Genomic DNA, 16,118 nt, shown 5'->3' with positions numbered 1-16,118 from the left:
GCGAGGACTGGATCAGCCCTCGCTCGGCTTGACCACCACGGTACAGGTGGTCCCCGCCGCCAGCAGGAACCCTTCCGGCACTTCATCGATATGGATCCGCACCGGCACCCGCTGCGCCAGGCGCACCCAGTTGAAGGTCGGGTTCACATCGGCGATCAGCTCGCGGCTCTGCGGGTTGTCGCGGTCGTAGATCCCCCGGGCGATGCTCTCCACATGCCCTTTGATGCGCTCGCCGCTCATCATCTGCAGCTCGGCCACATCCCCTACCTTGACGTGGGGCAGCTTGGTTTCCTCGAAGAAGCCGTACACCCAGAACGACTGCTCATCCACCACCGCCATCACTGCCTCGCCGGTGCGGGCGTAATCGCCCTTGTGGATGTTCAGGTTGGTCACGTAGCCATCGACGGTGGCAACGATCTGCGTGCGCCTGAGGTTCAGTTCGGCGGCGGCCAGCTGGACCTGGGCATGCTGGTAGTCGGCCAGGGCGGAGCTGGCGATATTGCTGGCGTCGTCGCGGTTCTCTTTCGAGATCACCAGGTTGTCCATGTCGGCGCGGCGCCTGGCGTTGACCTTGCGCATTTCCCAGGTGGCCTTGCGCGAGGCAACCAGCGCCTTGGCCTGCTCCACCGCCAACTGGTAGTGCTCCGGGTCGATGCGGATCAGCACGTCGCCCTTCTTCACCCGCTGGTTATCCTTCACCGGCACTTCCACCACATAGCCCGGCACGTCGGCGGCAACGTTGATGATATCGGCGCGCACCCGGCCGTCGCGGGTCCACGGCGTGGTCATGTAGTGCAGCCACAACTGGCGGCCGATCACCACGGCAGCGGTCAGCACCAGCAGGGTGGCGATCAGGCTGAAGAACTTTTTCATTGCAGGATTCTCACCAGTAGAGCGACAGCGCCAGGGCGCCGAACAGGCAGACGAACAGGCTCAGGCGCAGCAGCGCCGGGTGCCAGAAGAAGCGATAGCCATCATGGCTGGCGATGAACCGGTCCAGGCCCCAGGCCAGGCCCAGGGCGAACAGGAACATCAAGGTCATGGTGGGCATGTACACGCCATGGAAGGCGATCTCGCGGGGCATGGTTTCACGGAGCATCGTGCGGTCCTTTCGCCGGAGCCAGAGGCGACTGTGGGTCGAGCAGGGAAGAACGGATGAAGTGCAGGTAGCTCTGCGCCCGGCGCAGCACCGAGGTGTCGAAGTGCCGGGCGAAAGGTTCGTCGGTGGCCTGCACGCGGCTGATGGCATGGTCCACCGCCACCAGGGCGCGTTCGTGGTTGCTGGCGCTGGGTTGCAGGAACAACCGCGCCAGGGCCCGGCCCATCACGCGGATGGCCTGGCGCCACGGCTGCGACTCGGCGTAGGCCGGGTGCACCGGGGCGCGGGCCTGCTCCTTGCGCAGCTCGATGATGGCGTGGCCGATCTCCAGCACGGTGAACATCCAGCCCATCAGCTGGCTCTGTACCTGCGGTTTGCCGGCGGCCAGGCCGTAGGCCTGGTGCAGCAGGTCGCGGGTACGGCTTTCGAAGGCCGAGCCCAGGCCGCGCAGGCGCCCGCCTATGGCGAACAGCACCTGCTCGCGCAGCTCCTGCTCCAGCCGGCTCCACAGCCAGCGGCTGTTGGGCGGCAGGATGATCGCCCCGGCCGCGGCACAGACGAACATGCCGATGACCATGCCGATGTAGTCGTTGATGAAGGTATAGGGGTCGTAGACCGTCAGGTTGTTCGGCACCGAGCCGATGGCAAAGAACACCAGCAGGCCCAGGCCGTAACCGGCATAGGCCGGGCGCGAGGCGAGGAACGCACCGAGCACGAACACCGGCGCCAGGACCATGCACAACAGCGCGAAGCCGTCGATCCAGGGGAACACGAAGAAGGTTTCGAAGAAGCCGACAAAGGCGCCGACCGCCGTGCCGCAGGCCATCTGGAACGCCATGCGCTTGGGGTTCGGCGATGCCGCCGACAGGCCCACGGTGACCGTGGCGATCAGGGTCATCATGCCGCCACTGGGCCAGTCGCTGAGCAGCCAGTAGCTGCCCAGCAGCAACAGCACCGCCGAGGCGCGCACCCCAGCGGCGAGCGATACCAGCCAGCTGGTCTGGGCCACATAAGGTTCATCCCACTGTTCGCGTTCGTGCTTGTGCACGGCCAGCGAGGCGTGGGTCTCGGCGTAGCTGTACATCTCGTCGACGAAGCGGTACAGCAGCTCGAAGGCAGTATGGAAGTCGAGCAGGTCAGCCTCGCTGGGGTTGGTCTGCAGATACTCGGCGCGCAGACCACGCACCTGGGCCTGCAGGCCTTCCTTGTAGGTGCCCAGCTCCAGGGCCAGGCGCAAGGCGTCGGCGTCGGTCAGTGCCCTGCCGACATAGGGCTGCAGCAGCTCGGCCAGGGTTTGCAGGCCGGGTTCGATGGCGCCGACGATCTGCAGCGGACCACGGGCGCGCAGGCGCTCAAGCAACCGGTGCAGGGCGTTGAAACGCGTGGTGATGGCCATGAATTCGCTGTTCATCCGCACCAGCCTGCCTGAGCGGCGGCGCATGTGCGGGTCTTCGAAGGCGGTGACGTTGCGCAGGCTCTCAAGGCCCACCGCCTCGGCAACGAAGCGCACATTGCTGGTCTCGAAACGGTCGCGCTGGCTGTCGCCGCGCAGGGCCTCGACCACCACCCCGGCGAACACGCCAAAGCGCTGGTACAGTGCGTTGCGCATGGCGGCACTGGCCGACTGCGGCAGGATCGCGGCGCTGACGAAGGTCGAAACGAGAATCCCCAGGGCGATCTCCAGCACCCGCCACACCGCCGCCATGAACGCCTGGTCGGGGTGCTGCAGCACCGGCAGGCCGATCATCGCCGCGGTGTAACCGGCCAGCACGAAACCATAGGCACGGAAGGTCCGATAGCGCATGGCGCCCGCCGAGCACAGGCCGACCCACAGGGCCAGGCTGGGCAGGAACAGCTCGGTGTTCTGCGGGAAGATCGCGATCAGCGCGACCATCATCGCCGAGCCGGCCAGGGTGCCGAGCACCCGGTAGAAACTCTTGGCGAACACATGGCCGCTCTGCGGCTGCATGACGATGAACACGGTGATCATCGCCGTGCGCGGCTGCGGCAGCTCCAGGCGCATGGCCAGCCACAGGGTGATGAAGGCGGCGGCCAGGACTTTGAAGATATAGACCCAGGTGACGCCGTCGGTACGCGCCCAGGCAAAGAACCCCCGGCGCCACTCCAGGCTCTGCAGCCAGCGCAAGGGCAAGCTCGATGTGCTCATTCGGCGTGGTCCGCCGTGTCGAAGATGGCCAGGGTGGCGGGTGTTTTCGGTGCGGCCTGGCGCTCTTGAGCGGGCACATCCTTGCCCGCCTCCAGGCCGCCGCCCAGGGCAGTGACCAGTTCGGCATGGGCCACCAGCCGCGCGGCCTGCACTTGCTGCTGCACTTGCTGCTGACGGAACAGCAGGGTCTGGGCGTTCAGCACGTTGAGGTAATCGGTGAGCCCGCGCTGGAAGGCGACGGTGGCGATGTCGTAGGTCTTCTGCGCGGCGGCCACGGATTCGGCGGCGAAGTGCGCCTGCTCCTTCATCGACTCGCGGCGGATCAGTTGGTCGGAGATGTTCTTCAACGCGCCGATCACCGTCTGGTTGTAGCGCGCCACGGCCACGTCATAGCCCGCCGAGGCCACGCCCAGTTGCGAGCGCAGGCGGCCACCATCGAAGATCGGCAGGCTGATGGCCGGCCCGACGTTGTAGTTGAACTTGCGCCCGGTGAGGAACTCCAGCGGGCCGCCCCCAGTGGCCATGAAGCCGAGGCCGCCGACCAGGTCGACATTGGGGAAGAACCCGGCGTGGGCCACGTCGATACCACGGGCCTGGGCCGCCACCTGCCAGCGGCTGGCGACCACGTCGGGACGCTGGCCGACCAGTTCGGCGGGCAGGTTCGAGGGCAGTTTCAGCGGCGCAGCGAGGGTCAGGGTCGGGCGTTGCAGTTTCGCGCCCTCCCCCGGCCCCTTGCCGGCCAGGGCCGCCAGCTGGTTGCGAGTCAGGGCGATCTCTTCGTCGAGGCTGTCGATCTCGCGATGGGTTTCCGGCAGCGGCGCCTCGGCCTGGCTGACTTCGAAATGGGTACCGATGCCACCGTCGAGGCGACGCTTGGCCAGGGCGACGATCTGCTCCTGCTGCGCAAGCTCGGCCAGCACGATATCGCGCCGGGCGTAATGCAGGCTGAGCTGGATGTAGGCGCGTACCACGTTGTTCTCCAGCTCCAGCTGGGCCTGGCGCGCCTCGGCGGCGCTCATGTGCGCCTGGTCCACGGCCTGCTCGCTGGCATTGCGCTCGCGGCCCCACAGGTCCAGGGCGTAGCTCAAGCCGATGGCGGCGTTGTTGTCCCAGGTGTTGGCGCCGGACAGCGCGCCGGGGCCGTAGAACTGATCCTCCGGCCAGTTGTGGCGCTTGAGGGTGGCGTTGCCGTTGGCCTGCAGCTTTTCCGCCGACTCGACCACGCCCGCCATGGCCTTGGCTTCACGCACCCGCGCGGCGGCCATGACCATGCTCGGACTGCCGGCCAATGCCAGTGCGACCCAGTCGTTCAACTGCGCGTCGCCATAGGCGCGCCACCATTGCTGGGCCGGCCAGTGGGCGTCGCGCGCAGCCTCACGGATGGCATCGTCGGTGGTCAGTTGGTTGGCTTGGAGGGTCTTGCTCTGCGGGGCGATGCCCCAGGTTCCGATACAGCCGCTCAAGGTGAGACAAAGGGCACAGGCACTGAGCGCGCTAAGCGCTCTGATGTTGCGACGCGGCACAGCTGCGATTTCCCGAGGAAGAGGTGAAGGGGCCGGGCAATTCTAGGGGCGGGTTTCATTGGCGATAAGCGTATATTCCTGCGAATCTTTGTTACCAAAACAGCGATAATCCGGCTTTAGTCGGAAGCGAAACAGCGTTACTTCATGTCACAATTTTGTCCTCTAAACCGAGAGTGACCCATGGACACCCTGCAAAACATGCGTGCTTTCAGTTGCGTGGCCCAGCTCGGCAGCTTCACCGCTGCCGCGGCGCAACTGGATACGACCACCGCGAACGTGTCGCGGGCGGTCTCCAACCTGGAAGCCCATCTGCAAACCCGCCTGCTCAACCGCACCACCCGGCGCATCGCGCTGACCGAGGCCGGCAAGCGCTACCTGATGCGCTGCGAACAGATTCTTACCTACGTCGAAGAAGCCGAGGCCGAGGCCAGCGATGCCCATGCCCGCCCCGCCGGGCAGCTGAAGGTGCATTCGATGACCGGCGTCGGCCAGCACTTCGTGGTCGACGCCATCGCCCGCTACCGCGAATCGCACCCGGACGTGACCTTCGACCTGACCATGGCCAACCGCGTGCCCGACCTGCTCGACGAAGGCTATGACGTGTCGATCGTGCTGGCCAGCGAGCTGCCGGACTCGGGGTTCGTCTCCCAGCGCCTGGGTATCACCTACAGCATCGTCTGCGCCGCGCCCGACTACGTGGCGCGCCACGGCTTCGCGCACAAGCCCGCCGACCTGCTCAAGCATGCCTGCCTGCGCATGGTCAGCCCGGTGATCCCGCTGGAGAAATGGCTGTTCGACGGCCCCGAGGGGCAGGAGGTGGTCAACATCACCACCTCGCCGTTCCAGGTGAACTCCGCCGATGCGATGAAGACCGCGATCCGCAGCGGCATGGGCGTGGGCGTGCTGCCGATCTACACCGCCATCGATGGCCTGCGCGACGGCAGCCTGGTACGGATCCTGCCGCAGTACCGCCTGCAGGAGCTGAACCTGTATGCGATCTACCCGTCGCGCCAGTACCTGGATGCGAAGATCAAGACCTGGGTCGAATACCTGCGCAACTCGCTGCCGGAGATTCTCGCCGCCCACGAGGCCGACCTGAAAACCCACGAGCTGCTGATCGCCAACTGAAAAAGCCGGTGCATTCGGGCGGGGGACAATGGTAGGTTGCTAAGCAACGACACCGCCCCTACCCGCCTTGCAGAGAAGCAGCCCGATGAAAAAGACCGTCCTGGCCTTCAGCCGCATCACCCCGGCCATGGCCGAGCGCCTGCAACACGACTTCAACGTGATCGTGCCCAACCCCAAGCTGGGCGACATCGCCGCCCAGTTCAACGAAGCGCTGCCCGAGGCCCACGGCCTGATCGGCGTCGGCCGCAAGCTGGGCCGGGCGCAGCTCGAAGGCGCGGGCAAGCTGGAGGTGGTGTCCAGCGTCTCGGTCGGCTACGACAACTACGACCTGGACTACTTCAACGAGCGCGGCATCGCCCTGACCAACACCCCCGACGTGCTCACCGAAAGCACCGCCGACCTGGGCTTCGCCCTGATCATGGGTTGCGCCCGGCGCACCGCCGAGCTGGACGCCTGGACCAAGGCCGGCCACTGGCAGGCCACCGTCGGCCCGGCGCAGTTCGGCAGTGATGTGCACGGCAAGAAACTGGGCATCGTCGGCCTGGGCAACATCGGCGCGGCCATCGCCCGGCGTGGCCGTTTCGGTTTCAACATGCAGGTGCTGTACACCGGCAACAGCCGCAAGGCGGCGCTGGAACAGGAGTTGGGCGCGCAATTGCGCAGCCTGGATGAGCTGTTGGCAGAAGCCGATTTCGTCTGCCTGGTAGTGCCGCTGTCCGACGCCACCCGCAAGCTGATCGGCGCCCGCGAGCTGAAGCTGATGAAGCCTAGCGCGTTCCTGGTCAACATATCCCGTGGCCCGGTGGTGGACGAAGCGGCACTGGTCGAGGCACTGCAGGAAGGCACCATTCGCGGCGCCGGCCTGGACGTGTACGAGAAAGAACCGCTCGGCGATTCGCCGCTGTTCAAACTGCCCAACGCCCTGACCCTTCCGCACATCGGCTCTGCCACCGCCGAGACCCGCGAGGCCATGGCCAACCGGGCGATGGACAACCTGCGTGCGGCGCTGCTGGGCGAGCGGCCACGGGATCTGGTCAATCCGCAGGTATGGAAAAGCTGAAGGCCCCATCACAAGGTTTGTGGGAGCGGGCTTGCCCCGCGATAGTGCTTACTGGGGTTGGCTTCGCCGCCCCATTACCTTGCGTACCACATAGCGGGGCCGGTGCTTGGTTTCCTGGTAGATACGCCCGATGTACTCGCCCAGGATGCCAATCCCGATCAACTGCACCCCGCCAAGGAACAGAATCGCCGTCATCAGTGACGGATACCCCGGCAAGTCGTTGCCAAACAGCAGCTTGTCCAGTACCAGAAATGCCGCGTACAGCAGGGCGAACAACGACACACCGCCACCGATGTAGGTCCATAGCCGCAGCGGCACCGTGCTGAACGAGGTAATACCGTCCAGTGCCAGGTTCCACAGGCGCCAGAAGCCAAACTTGCTATTGCCCGCCGCCCGCTCCTGGCGGTCGTACTCGATGATCTCGGTACGAAACCCTACCCACGATAGCACGCCCTTCATGAACAACTGCTGCTCCGGCATCTGCCGGATGGCAGCGACCACCTTGCGATCGAGCAGGCGGAAATCGCCGACGTTCTCCTCGATGGGCAACGCGGCGATGGCGTTGTGCAGACGATAGTAGAGCCCCGCCGTCCAACGCTTGAAGCGCGTATCGGCGACCCGGCTGCGACGCTTGGCCAGCACCACGTCAGCCCCGGCCTTCCAGCGCTCGATCATCTGCGCCACCACTTCGATCGGGTCTTGCAGGTCGACATCGATCGGTACCACTGCGTCGCCCTCGGCATGCTCGAGACCCGCGAACAGCGCTGACTCCTTGCCGAAGTTACGGGAGAAATTGATCGCCGTGACCCATTCGTCCCTGGCCGCCAGATCGGCGCAAATGGCTTCGGTGTCGTCGGTGCTGCCGTCATTGACGAAAACGATTTCCACCGTCGCTTCCCGTAACGAAGGCTCGCTGCGCACGGTGTGATAGAAGCGCTCCAAGGTCTCCTGCTCGTTGTACAGCGGCACCACCAAAGTAATGTTCATGGGTCCCTCCGTCTGAACACCACGGCGTGTGAATAGGCGTAGCCCACCATCAGACTGACTACCGAGAAGCTCATCAAGGTCAACCAGGGCGACAGGTGGATATGATCGGACAGCGCGCCGACGACAAGGCTGAGGCAGCCCATGCCGGCCAGGAACAGTCCGTAGCGCCGCTTGCTGGGGCGAACGGCGAAGGTATAGTTAGCATTCATGTAGTAGGACAAGCTGGCTGCCATCGAGAAAGCCACCAGATTGCTTATGGCTTGGCTCACTCCAGCAACCTGGTGCAGCGCCAGGAATACCAACCAGTGCGCCAGCGTATTGCCAATGCCAACCAGGCCATAGCGACCGAAACGACGCAGGCTTATCACTGGTATACCTCCGTTTCAGGAGGAGACTTCATCAACACATACGCTGTGTCGCCGACCAGGTGGATGCTGTAGAACTTATTGCCGACAATGGGGGACGGACTTCGCGCCAGTACCTGCTCGCGATCAATCGGGGGGCGCGCGAAGAAATTGGCAAGTCCCTCCCGAGGCATCAGCTCTGGCAATACCAGGTACCAGACATTCAGCACATACCCGAGCGCTGGCATGGCCTGTATCGATCCATTCGCTGCTGGCAACCATCGCCTGCTCAACCAGATGTCCTGCACAAAGTAGCGCCGCGCCGACGCCAGTTCCGGCTTTGACATGATGTCGTGTGCCAGATAGGAAACAACAGCCTGCTGCAACTCTTTCTGTGCCACCAGTACACGCCCATGGGCGTAGGAGAAGGAAAGCATGAACAGCAAGGGTACTGCCAGCAGCCCCCCCCATCGCGCGTCCAAGTTCGTCAACGCCCGGTGCGCAAGATAGGCCATCGTCACCAGTACTGCGCCAAATCCCATCAATAGACGGGCGTTGTGGTCAAAGTGGGCGAAGAGCAACGCTATGCCCGGAATCGAGATGTACATCAGCGGAAGCGGCGCACAGAGCAAGCACCACAAGGCCAACCGCTGCAACCAACTCACTCGTCGCCTGCATAGTTGCACCGTGGCTTGGCTCAATGCGACTAGCGCAAGGATCAGCATCCCATAGACAAACCAAGAGGTGCCCGGCGTTAGCAACAATGCAATGTCCTGACCGGCTACCCCCAGACGACTGGCCATGTTTGCGCCCCATTCGCTATCAAACTTCAGCAGCGCAGTCCTCGGTACCGTGATCAACCACGCACAGGTCAGGTAATACAGCGCACAACCACCAATCAACTGGAAGACCCGACCTACTACTTGCTGCCAAGCTTCACGCAGGCTGACGCCTTCCAGCACCTGGCGCATTACCTCCAGAGCACACAATCCGGCAAACAGATTCACGCTGGCCTGGTAGAAGCCCGCCGCAAGCGCAACGAGCACAGCGCCTCGCCACCATGCCTTGAAAGAACCTGCACCTTGTGTGATCGCCCAAATGCAGGTACACAGCGCCAACGCCATGGCTGCACCATCGTATTGATAGGAAAGGTTCTGCAGAAAGAGCGGGTTGTACCAGAGTGGCAATACCACTAGCACAGCGCCAAGAGTGGGAGCAGCAAACCAGTAAAATACCAACCGAGTGAGCGCATGGGCGCTGATGAACACGGCCAGCAACAATGGCAGTGGAAACAGATTGGGCGCTCCCGCCGTAAAACCAAGTACTGCCAGCAACGCGGCAGTCAAGGGACGCCCCTGATCTACCCAGTCATTACCCGCGAGCTGGGCGCGCCAAGAATCATCAATGTACGGAAAGTCAGCCAGGATCAATGGCAGTATGTGAATGATCAACGCAAACAGACAGAAGTACCAAACCTGTTGTCGCGTAAGTACTCGACTCCATGTCGCCGTGCTGGACATCCCTATTCCCCAGGCCATTGTGCCCGGCAAAGTCTAGCCATTCGGTGTCCGTCTGCACCTGGCAAAAATGACAGGTACAGCCCGAAGGTCACCTGGCCAAGGCGATTTGCACCTTTCCCCTCGGCTTGCGAAACACCAGCACATTCCCCGCCATCACCGCCACCAACCCCAACAACGCCGGCGCGGTCCACTGATAGCCCTCGGCGAACGCCGACACATTCAACGCCACCAGCGGGAACAGCACGGTGCAGTAGGCGGCCCGCTCCGGCCCCATGCGCCCGACCAGGGTGAGGTAGGCGGTAAAGCCGATCACCGAGCCCGGGATCACCAGGTACAGCAGCGAGCCGATATAGCGCGTATTCCACTCCATCTCGAACGGGATGCCGCTGACCAGGCAGTACACCGCCAGCATCGACGCGCCATAGACCATGCCCCAGGCATTGGTGGTCATGGGCTTGAGCCCGGCCTTCTGCTGCACGCTGGAGAGCATGTTGCCTGCGGAGAAACACAACGTGCCAAGCAGCGCCAAGCCCAGGCCATAAAGGGTTTCGCGGCTGGCGGCATGATGGGAAAGCTCCGGCCAGAACAGCAGCCCCAAGCCCAGCAGCCCCATGGCCCCGCCGCCAAGCACATTGGCGGCGATCCTCTGGCCGAAGAAGATCCGTGCATTGATCGCGTTCCACAGGGTGGCGGTGGAGAACACCACGGCGATCAGGCCGCTGGCGACCCACTGGCTGGCGGTGAGGAAGCACATGAAGTTGACGCAGAACAGGCACAGGCCCTGGGCCAGGCACACCAGGTGGCCACGCCGGTTCATCGGCTGCAGGCGGCGGGTGAGCAGCAGCAAGGCGAACAGGATCAACCCGGCCAGGGCGAAGCGGTAGACGATCGACACCGGGATGGCGACCACCCCCAGTTGCAGCTTCAGGGCGATCCAGGTGGTGCCCCAGATCAGGACGGTGAGCAGGTAGAGCGACAGGTTCACGGGCATTCCTCCAGACAGTCGACTTGGGGCCGCTTCGCGGCCCATCGCTGGCAAGCCAGCTCCCACAGGAACAGCACATGCCTTCACCTTGTGGGAGCTGGCTTGCCAGCGATCGAGGGCGCCGCCCTCGCCAGGACTACGAGTCTTTACCGCGCCCTGAGTCCGGCGCTTGCATAAACTTGCGCTTTTCCTCTTCGGCCAGCTGCCTTCCCGCCCACGCCGCAGTACGATGGCCTTCAGAGGAGTCTCCGATGCCCGCACTCGACCACCTGCAAGTCTTCAATGCCATGCATGCCTCGCCCCACGCCCGGCTGGAGCTGAGCGCGCACCTGGGCGACGGGCTGGCGGCGGCGTTGTGGAGCAACCGCGATGACGCCCGCGACTACCAGGCGCCCAGCCACCACACATTGTCCTGCTACATCGCCGACGGCACCGGTACCTTCCGCCGCCAGCGCCCGGCCGACAAGGGCGCGCCGGGCAAGCTGTGCATCATGCCGGCCGGCCATGAGTCCAACTGGGTGGTCAACGGCACGATCCGCCTGGCCCACCTGTACATCAGCGAACAGCAATTCGCCCTTGGCTGCACCCGCCTGCTGGACCGCGAGCCGCGTGAAATGCAGCTGCACGAGGCGACCTTCCTCGACGACCTGCAACAGGCCGCACGCTTTCGCCAGCTGATCGGCCTGGACTGGGCCGAGCCCGGCGAGCGCCTGCTGGCCAGCAGCCTGGCCCATGACATCATCGACCACGCCGTGCTCAATCAGGCCGGCCTGCGCCAGGGGCTCAAACTCAAGGGCGGCTTGGCGCCGCACCAGCGACGGCAACTGGTGGACTATATCGAGGCCCACCTCGACCAGGCGCTGACGCTTGGCGAGCTGGCACTACGTTGTAACCTGTCCGAATACCACTTTGCACGGATGTTCCGGACAAGCTTCGGCCTGCCGCCGCATCAGTACCTGCTGGCCCGGCGACTGCAAAGGGCGTGTCGCCTGCTGCGCATGGGCACACTGCCCCTGGGCGAAGTGGCGCTGCTGTGCGGGTTTGCCAGTGCCAGTCACTTCAGCAACCGGTTTCGCCAGGCGTTGGGAGCGACGCCGGGGGAATATCGGGCGGCGTTTGCCAATTGATTCTGGGGCCGCATTGCGGCCCATCGCCGTGGTTCGTCGCCACGACAAGCCGGCTCCCATAAAGTCACACGATCTCCTGTGGGAGCCGGCTTGCCGGCGATGGACCGCGCAGCGGTCCCGCTGATCAGAACTCCAGAGTGCTCGACAGACTGACCTGCCGCGCATCCCCCACCGCGACGAAGTAACGATTCACCGCCGAGCTGTAGTACACCTTGTCGAACAGGTTCTTCACGTTCAACTGCAGGCGCACCTTGTGCTCGTCCAGCTTGGTTTCGTAGCTGGCGAAGGCATCGGCCACGGTATAGGCCGGCAGGTCGAAGTCGTTTGTCGCGTTGCCCGCACGCTCACCCACGTAGCGCGCACCGGCTCCCAGGCGCAGGCGATCACCGCCGAACAGGCTGCCGTAGTCGTATACCGCCGACAGCGAACCACTGTGACGAGCGACGTTCTGCAGGCGATTGCCCTTGAGCTGCGGGTCCTTGGTGACCTCGGCGTCGGTGAAGGCATAGGCGCCGATCAGGCTCCAGCGCTCGCTGAGTTGGCCGGTCAGGTCCAGCTCGACGCCCCGTGAACGGACTTCCCCCGCGTTGCTGTAGAGAATGGTCCCCGGCTGGGTGTCGCCATCGGCCACCAGCACGTTGCGCTTGGTGATGTCGAACAGCGCCAGGGTACCGGTCACCGCGCCCGGCACGTCGAGCTTGGCCCCCAGTTCCCAGGACTTGCCCTCCTCCGGCGCGATCCCAGAGTCCAGGGTCAGGGTGCGGCCACCGCCGATGCTCAGCGGGGCGATGGTCGAGTTGGGTTTGAACGACTCGCTGTAGCTGCCATAGAACGACAGCTGCTCATCGACCTTGTAGACCACGCCCGCATGGGGCACCCAGGTCTGGTCGCTGGTGTCGGTGTTGACGTTGAACGGTCGGCCGCGGCCGGCGTACTGGTCGTACTGCTGGAAACGCCCGCCGGCCACCAGGATCCAGTGCTCGTCCAGGTGCCAGGCGTCCTGCAGGAACAGCGAATCGGTGCGCAGCTTGTCGGTCTGGTCGCTGTCGGTGGCGCGCACGTTGGTGCCTTCCACTTCGCGGCCATAGACCGGGTTCAGGTAGCTGAAGGTCGAGCGGCTGTTCTGGCGGATCAGGTCGGCGCGATAGACCTTGCGGTCCTCGTGATCGGCACCCAGCACCAGGTCGTGGCGCATGCCGGCCAGCTCGACGCTGCCGTTGAGGCTGAAGGTGGCAAACTGGTCGCGGCTCAGTGCGCCCCGGGTGCCGTCGATACTGCGCGACAGCGTGCCCTTGCTTTCATCCACGCCGGTCACGCGCACCTGGCTGGCATCGTAGGTCTCGCGGTTGAAGCTGTAGCCGACGTGCAGCTTCCACGCGTCGTCCAGCTGATGGTCGATTTCCAGGCGGTATAGGTCGGAGCGGCCCTCCATGTCGTTGAACGGCTCGTCCAGGCGGCGGGTGGCGGGTATGTTCAACGGGTGGCCGTCGCTGCCGAAGGCGGTCCCGCGGTCGAACGGATAGCGAAACTCGCGGTGCTCATAGGCCAGCACCACCTGGGTGTCCTCGCCGTACCAGGCCAGCGACGGCGCCACCAGCGATTCGCGGTGCACGCCGAAGTTGCGCCAGTAGTCTTCATCCTCGTGATCGACGATCAGGCGATAGGCCAGGTTGCTCTCCCCCAGCGCACCGGTGCTGTCCAGGCCGCCGCCGCTGCCGTTCTTGCCACTGCCGTAGGTCGAGCCGCGCAGGGTCAGGGCGTTGTACTGGGTAAGTTGCGGGCGCTTGCTGACCACGTTGATCACCCCGCCCGGGTCCTGGATGCCGTAGAGCAGCGAGGCCGGGCCCTTGAGCACTTCGACCCGTTCGGTGCTGGCGTTGAGCGCGCGGCCCTGCACGATCGGCATGCCGTCGCGCATGATCGAGCCGTCGCGGTTGTCGCCGAAGCCACGCTTCATCACCGTGTCGGCGGTACCGCCGAAGTTGTTGCCCTGGGTGATGCCGCTGACGTTGTACAGGGCATCGTCCAGGTTGCGCGGCGCCTGGTCGCGGATCACCTGGGCCGGGACCACGTTCACGGCCTGTGGGATATTCAGGGTCGCGCCCTGGCCGCGCATGATCGAGGCGCTGGCCGGCGGCTGGTAGCTGTAGTCGTCCAGTTGCGAGTTGATGGTGGTGGCCTGCAGGTTCAGCGCGCCGGAGGTGTCGACCGGCTCCAGGGTCAGGGTGCGGGCGTCGAGGCGGCGCCAGGCCAGGCCCGAGTTGCCGAGCAACTGCTGCAGCGCCTGCTCGGCGTCGAAGGTGCCGTTCAGCGCCGGGGCCCGCAGGTCCGGTAGCGTCAGGGTATAGACCACGCTCTGCCCGGTGGTACGGCTGAAGGCGTTGAGTGCCTGGGCCAGCGGCTGGCTGGGCTGGGCGAAGGCATAGACCTGGCTCTGCTGGGCGGCCACGGCATGGGGCGCGACGGCCATGGCGGACAAGCTGCAGAGGCCGAACCAGAGCGAGACGCAACGCGGGGTGAACTTCATGGACGCGGACCTGTGGGCGGGATGATCGTATGCGAATGAATCGCACTTCTACTCACTACACGGATGCCGGCGTGGGGTACCTCATCACCTGATGGAAATATTTTGCTGTTCCGCGATGACGTCGGCGTAGGTCAACGCAAAACGGTCAACCGCCCCAGCAGCGTCTGCCGCTCGAACCCCATCACCTTGCCCAGCGAATCCAGCGCCGCCAGCGGTTCCGCCACCGGGAAACTGCCACTGACCCTGCGCTGCGCCAGCTCACCGTCGAGCAGCAGGATCCGCCCGGGGTAGTAACGCCCCAGGTCCTCGATCACCTGCGCCAACGGCACCTGGTAGTAGTTCAGCCAGCCTTGGCGCCAGGCCAGGCGGCTGTCGCTGTCCACCGCCTCGACCCCACCGGCCACACCACCGGCATAGGCCAGCTGCTGGTTGGCTGTCAGTTCGCGGGCCGGTTGCCCTTCGGCCGCCGTCACCGCCACCCGCCCGCTGCGCACCGTGACCTGCGCGCCGTCACCCTGCCCGCGCACCTCGAACTGGGTCCCCAGCACCCGCACTTCGCCGCCCTGGGCATCCACCAGGAACGGCTCGCCGGTATGGGTCACCTCGAAGAACGCGGCGCCGCGCAGCAACCGCACACGCCGCTCGCCCTGGGCGAAATCCACTGCCACGGCGGTGCCGGCATCCAGGGTCAGTTGCGAACGATCGGCCAGTGTCACCTGGCGTACCTGCGCGCCGCTGGTGTAGTCGGCGCGCAGGTCCTGCAGCCAGAACTGCGGCTGCCAGCCTGTCGCGAATCCCAGCGCCAGGACCAGGCTCGCCGCCACCGCCAGGCCGCGCCACGGTCGCTTGCGCTCGGGCCGGCGCATGGCCTCCAGGTATGTTTGCAGACCTTGGTGTTCCTCGGCCGCCAGCCGCGCCGCCGGCGCCTCGCTCAGGCGCCAGAGCGCCTGGGCCTCGGCATAGGCCTGGCGATGGGCGGGGCTCTCCAGCAACCAGCGCTTGAACGCTGCGCCCTCGGCCTGCGCCGGCTGCTGCTGGATGCGCCCCAGCCAGCGCAGGGCGGCCTGGGACTGGGCGGCAGTGATCGGCTGTTCAACACTCATCGACGGGCGCTCCCTGGCCGGCGCAGTGGGGACGCGGGTTCGGCGACACTCGCCTTGCACGCTTCGAGGGCGCGCATCATATGCTTTTCCACTGCGCTCTGGGACAACTGCATGGCCTTGGCGATCTCGCCGTAGGTGCAGCCATGGATGCGGCTGAGCAGGAAGATCTGCCGGGTGCGTTCGGGCAATGCCCGCAAGGCAGCCTCGATGCGCTGCAGGTCGTGATCGACCTCCAGGGCCTGCTCGGGCGCCTGGGCGCAATGCGCTTCATCAGGTTCGTGCAAGCCCTCGGCGGCGCGGTCGCGGCTGCCTTCGCTGCGCAGGTAGTCAATGGCCAGGTTGCTGGCGCTGCGCAGCAGATAGGTATCGAGCGCCTCGACCTTCACCTCGGGGCGCCGCCAGAAGCGCAGGAACAGGTCCTGCACCAGGTCCGACGCCGTGGCGCGGCAGCCGACGCGGCGGCTGACCAGCGCCTCCATGCGCGCACGCTGGGCGAGGAACACCTGGAGGAAGCGTGCCCGCCCGCCGCCGGCCTCGGAGTCGCTCAA

At 65.2% G+C, this 16,118-nt stretch carries 14 protein-coding genes; 3 read left to right on the top strand and 11 right to left on the bottom strand.

Translation table 11 applies throughout. The features are described 5' to 3' along the window. Window positions 1-12 precede the first annotated feature (12 nt). The 4 genes from AAHK21_RS18225 to AAHK21_RS18210 are packed head-to-tail and all read right to left on the bottom strand — an operon-like array spanning window position 13 to window position 4,789. Window positions 13-873 (bottom strand): efflux RND transporter periplasmic adaptor subunit, encoded by an 861-nt coding sequence (locus AAHK21_RS18225; RefSeq protein ID WP_367857962.1) that lies wholly within the window; start codon window positions 871-873, stop codon window positions 13-15. 10 nt (window positions 874-883) lie between these two features. Continuing rightward, the gene (locus AAHK21_RS18220) at window positions 884-1,084 is read right to left on the bottom strand and encodes a DUF1656 domain-containing protein (RefSeq protein ID WP_008097766.1); all 201 of its coding nucleotides are present in this window, start codon (window positions 1,082-1,084) and stop codon (window positions 884-886) included. Between the two features lie 4 nt (window positions 1,085-1,088). Next, on the bottom strand, window positions 1,089-3,266 hold the full coding sequence (locus AAHK21_RS18215) for an FUSC family protein (RefSeq protein WP_367857961.1): 2,178 nt from the start codon (window positions 3,264-3,266) through the stop codon (window positions 1,089-1,091). Next, the gene (locus AAHK21_RS18210; protein ID WP_367857960.1) at window positions 3,263-4,789 is read right to left on the bottom strand and encodes an efflux transporter outer membrane subunit; all 1,527 of its coding nucleotides are present in this window, start codon (window positions 4,787-4,789) and stop codon (window positions 3,263-3,265) included. The genes AAHK21_RS18215 and AAHK21_RS18210 overlap by 4 nt, the downstream gene beginning before the upstream one ends. Before the next feature lie 180 nt (window positions 4,790-4,969). On the opposite strand from AAHK21_RS18210, the gene AAHK21_RS18205 reads away from it, so the two are divergent. Both AAHK21_RS18205 and AAHK21_RS18200 read left to right on the top strand, forming a co-directional pair. After that, on the top strand, window positions 4,970-5,917 hold the full coding sequence (locus tag AAHK21_RS18205) for a LysR family transcriptional regulator (RefSeq protein WP_046854215.1): 948 nt from the start codon (window positions 4,970-4,972) through the stop codon (window positions 5,915-5,917). A gap of 85 nt (window positions 5,918-6,002) precedes the next feature. Continuing rightward, window positions 6,003-6,977 carry a 2-hydroxyacid dehydrogenase gene (locus AAHK21_RS18200; RefSeq protein WP_367857959.1) on the top strand — a complete coding sequence of 325 codons (975 nt, stop codon included), beginning with the start codon at window positions 6,003-6,005 and terminating at the stop codon, window positions 6,975-6,977. Between the two features lie 48 nt (window positions 6,978-7,025). Here AAHK21_RS18200 and AAHK21_RS18195 read toward each other — a convergent pair whose 3' ends face one another. The 4 genes from AAHK21_RS18195 to AAHK21_RS18180 form a co-directional block, all read right to left on the bottom strand. Beyond that, window positions 7,026-7,964, bottom strand: coding sequence for a glycosyltransferase family 2 protein (locus AAHK21_RS18195; RefSeq protein WP_367857958.1), 939 nt, complete (start codon window positions 7,962-7,964; stop codon window positions 7,026-7,028). Further along, entirely contained in the window at window positions 7,961-8,332 is a 372-nt protein-coding gene (locus tag AAHK21_RS18190) for a GtrA family protein (RefSeq protein WP_367857957.1), read from the bottom strand. The genes AAHK21_RS18195 and AAHK21_RS18190 overlap by 4 nt, the downstream gene beginning before the upstream one ends. Then, window positions 8,329-9,828, bottom strand: a complete 1,500-nt coding sequence (locus AAHK21_RS18185) for a glucosyltransferase domain-containing protein (protein ID WP_367857956.1) — start codon at window positions 9,826-9,828, stop codon at window positions 8,329-8,331. Before AAHK21_RS18185 ends, AAHK21_RS18190 begins: the two co-directional genes overlap by 4 nt. Before the next feature lie 88 nt (window positions 9,829-9,916). After that, window positions 9,917-10,813, bottom strand: a complete 897-nt coding sequence (locus AAHK21_RS18180) for a DMT family transporter (RefSeq protein ID WP_367857955.1) — start codon at window positions 10,811-10,813, stop codon at window positions 9,917-9,919. A 251-nt stretch (window positions 10,814-11,064) separates the two neighbouring features. On the opposite strand from AAHK21_RS18180, the gene AAHK21_RS18175 reads away from it, so the two are divergent. Further along, window positions 11,065-11,940 (top strand): helix-turn-helix domain-containing protein, encoded by an 876-nt coding sequence (locus tag AAHK21_RS18175; RefSeq protein ID WP_367857954.1) that lies wholly within the window; start codon window positions 11,065-11,067, stop codon window positions 11,938-11,940. A 124-nt stretch (window positions 11,941-12,064) separates the two neighbouring features. On the opposite strand, the gene AAHK21_RS18170 is transcribed toward AAHK21_RS18175, so the two are convergent. From AAHK21_RS18170 to AAHK21_RS18160, 3 genes are all read right to left on the bottom strand, one after another. Next, entirely contained in the window at window positions 12,065-14,467 is a 2,403-nt protein-coding gene (locus AAHK21_RS18170) for a TonB-dependent siderophore receptor (protein WP_367857953.1), read from the bottom strand. Window positions 14,468-14,598: 131 nt separating this feature from the next. Further along, window positions 14,599-15,570, bottom strand: coding sequence for a FecR domain-containing protein (locus tag AAHK21_RS18165; RefSeq protein WP_367857952.1), 972 nt, complete (start codon window positions 15,568-15,570; stop codon window positions 14,599-14,601). Continuing rightward, on the bottom strand, window positions 15,567-16,118 hold the full coding sequence (locus AAHK21_RS18160; RefSeq protein ID WP_367857951.1) for an RNA polymerase sigma factor: 552 nt from the start codon (window positions 16,116-16,118) through the stop codon (window positions 15,567-15,569). The genes AAHK21_RS18165 and AAHK21_RS18160 overlap by 4 nt, the downstream gene beginning before the upstream one ends.

Origin of the sequence: Pseudomonas sp. TE50-2 (assembly GCF_040813665.1) — a bacterium.
Classification (GTDB): Bacteria; Pseudomonadota; Gammaproteobacteria; order Pseudomonadales; family Pseudomonadaceae; genus Aquipseudomonas; species Aquipseudomonas soli.
Note: the sequence above shows the minus strand (reverse complement) of the source record. Positions and strands in the feature narration are given on the sequence as shown.

Excerpts from the sequence above, each read along its gene's own strand:
- AAHK21_RS18225 (WP_367857962.1), bottom strand. The coding sequence starts at position 873 with ATGAAAAAGTTCTTCAGCCTGATCGCCACCCTGCTGGTGCTGACCGCT.
- AAHK21_RS18220 (WP_008097766.1), bottom strand. The coding sequence starts at position 1,084 with ATGCCCCGCGAGATCGCCTTCCATGGCGTGTACATGCCCACCATGACC.
- AAHK21_RS18215 (WP_367857961.1), bottom strand. The coding sequence starts at position 3,266 with ATGAGCACATCGAGCTTGCCCTTGCGCTGGCTGCAGAGCCTGGAGTGG.
- AAHK21_RS18205 (WP_046854215.1), top strand. The coding sequence starts at position 4,970 with ATGGACACCCTGCAAAACATGCGTGCTTTCAGTTGCGTGGCCCAGCTC.
- AAHK21_RS18200 (WP_367857959.1), top strand. The coding sequence starts at position 6,003 with ATGAAAAAGACCGTCCTGGCCTTCAGCCGCATCACCCCGGCCATGGCC.
- AAHK21_RS18195 (WP_367857958.1), bottom strand. The coding sequence starts at position 7,964 with ATGAACATTACTTTGGTGGTGCCGCTGTACAACGAGCAGGAGACCTTG.
- AAHK21_RS18185 (WP_367857956.1), bottom strand. The coding sequence starts at position 9,828 with ATGTCCAGCACGGCGACATGGAGTCGAGTACTTACGCGACAACAGGTT.
- AAHK21_RS18175 (WP_367857954.1), top strand. The coding sequence starts at position 11,065 with ATGCCCGCACTCGACCACCTGCAAGTCTTCAATGCCATGCATGCCTCG.
- AAHK21_RS18170 (WP_367857953.1), bottom strand. The coding sequence starts at position 14,467 with ATGAAGTTCACCCCGCGTTGCGTCTCGCTCTGGTTCGGCCTCTGCAGC.
- AAHK21_RS18165 (WP_367857952.1), bottom strand. The coding sequence starts at position 15,570 with ATGAGTGTTGAACAGCCGATCACTGCCGCCCAGTCCCAGGCCGCCCTG.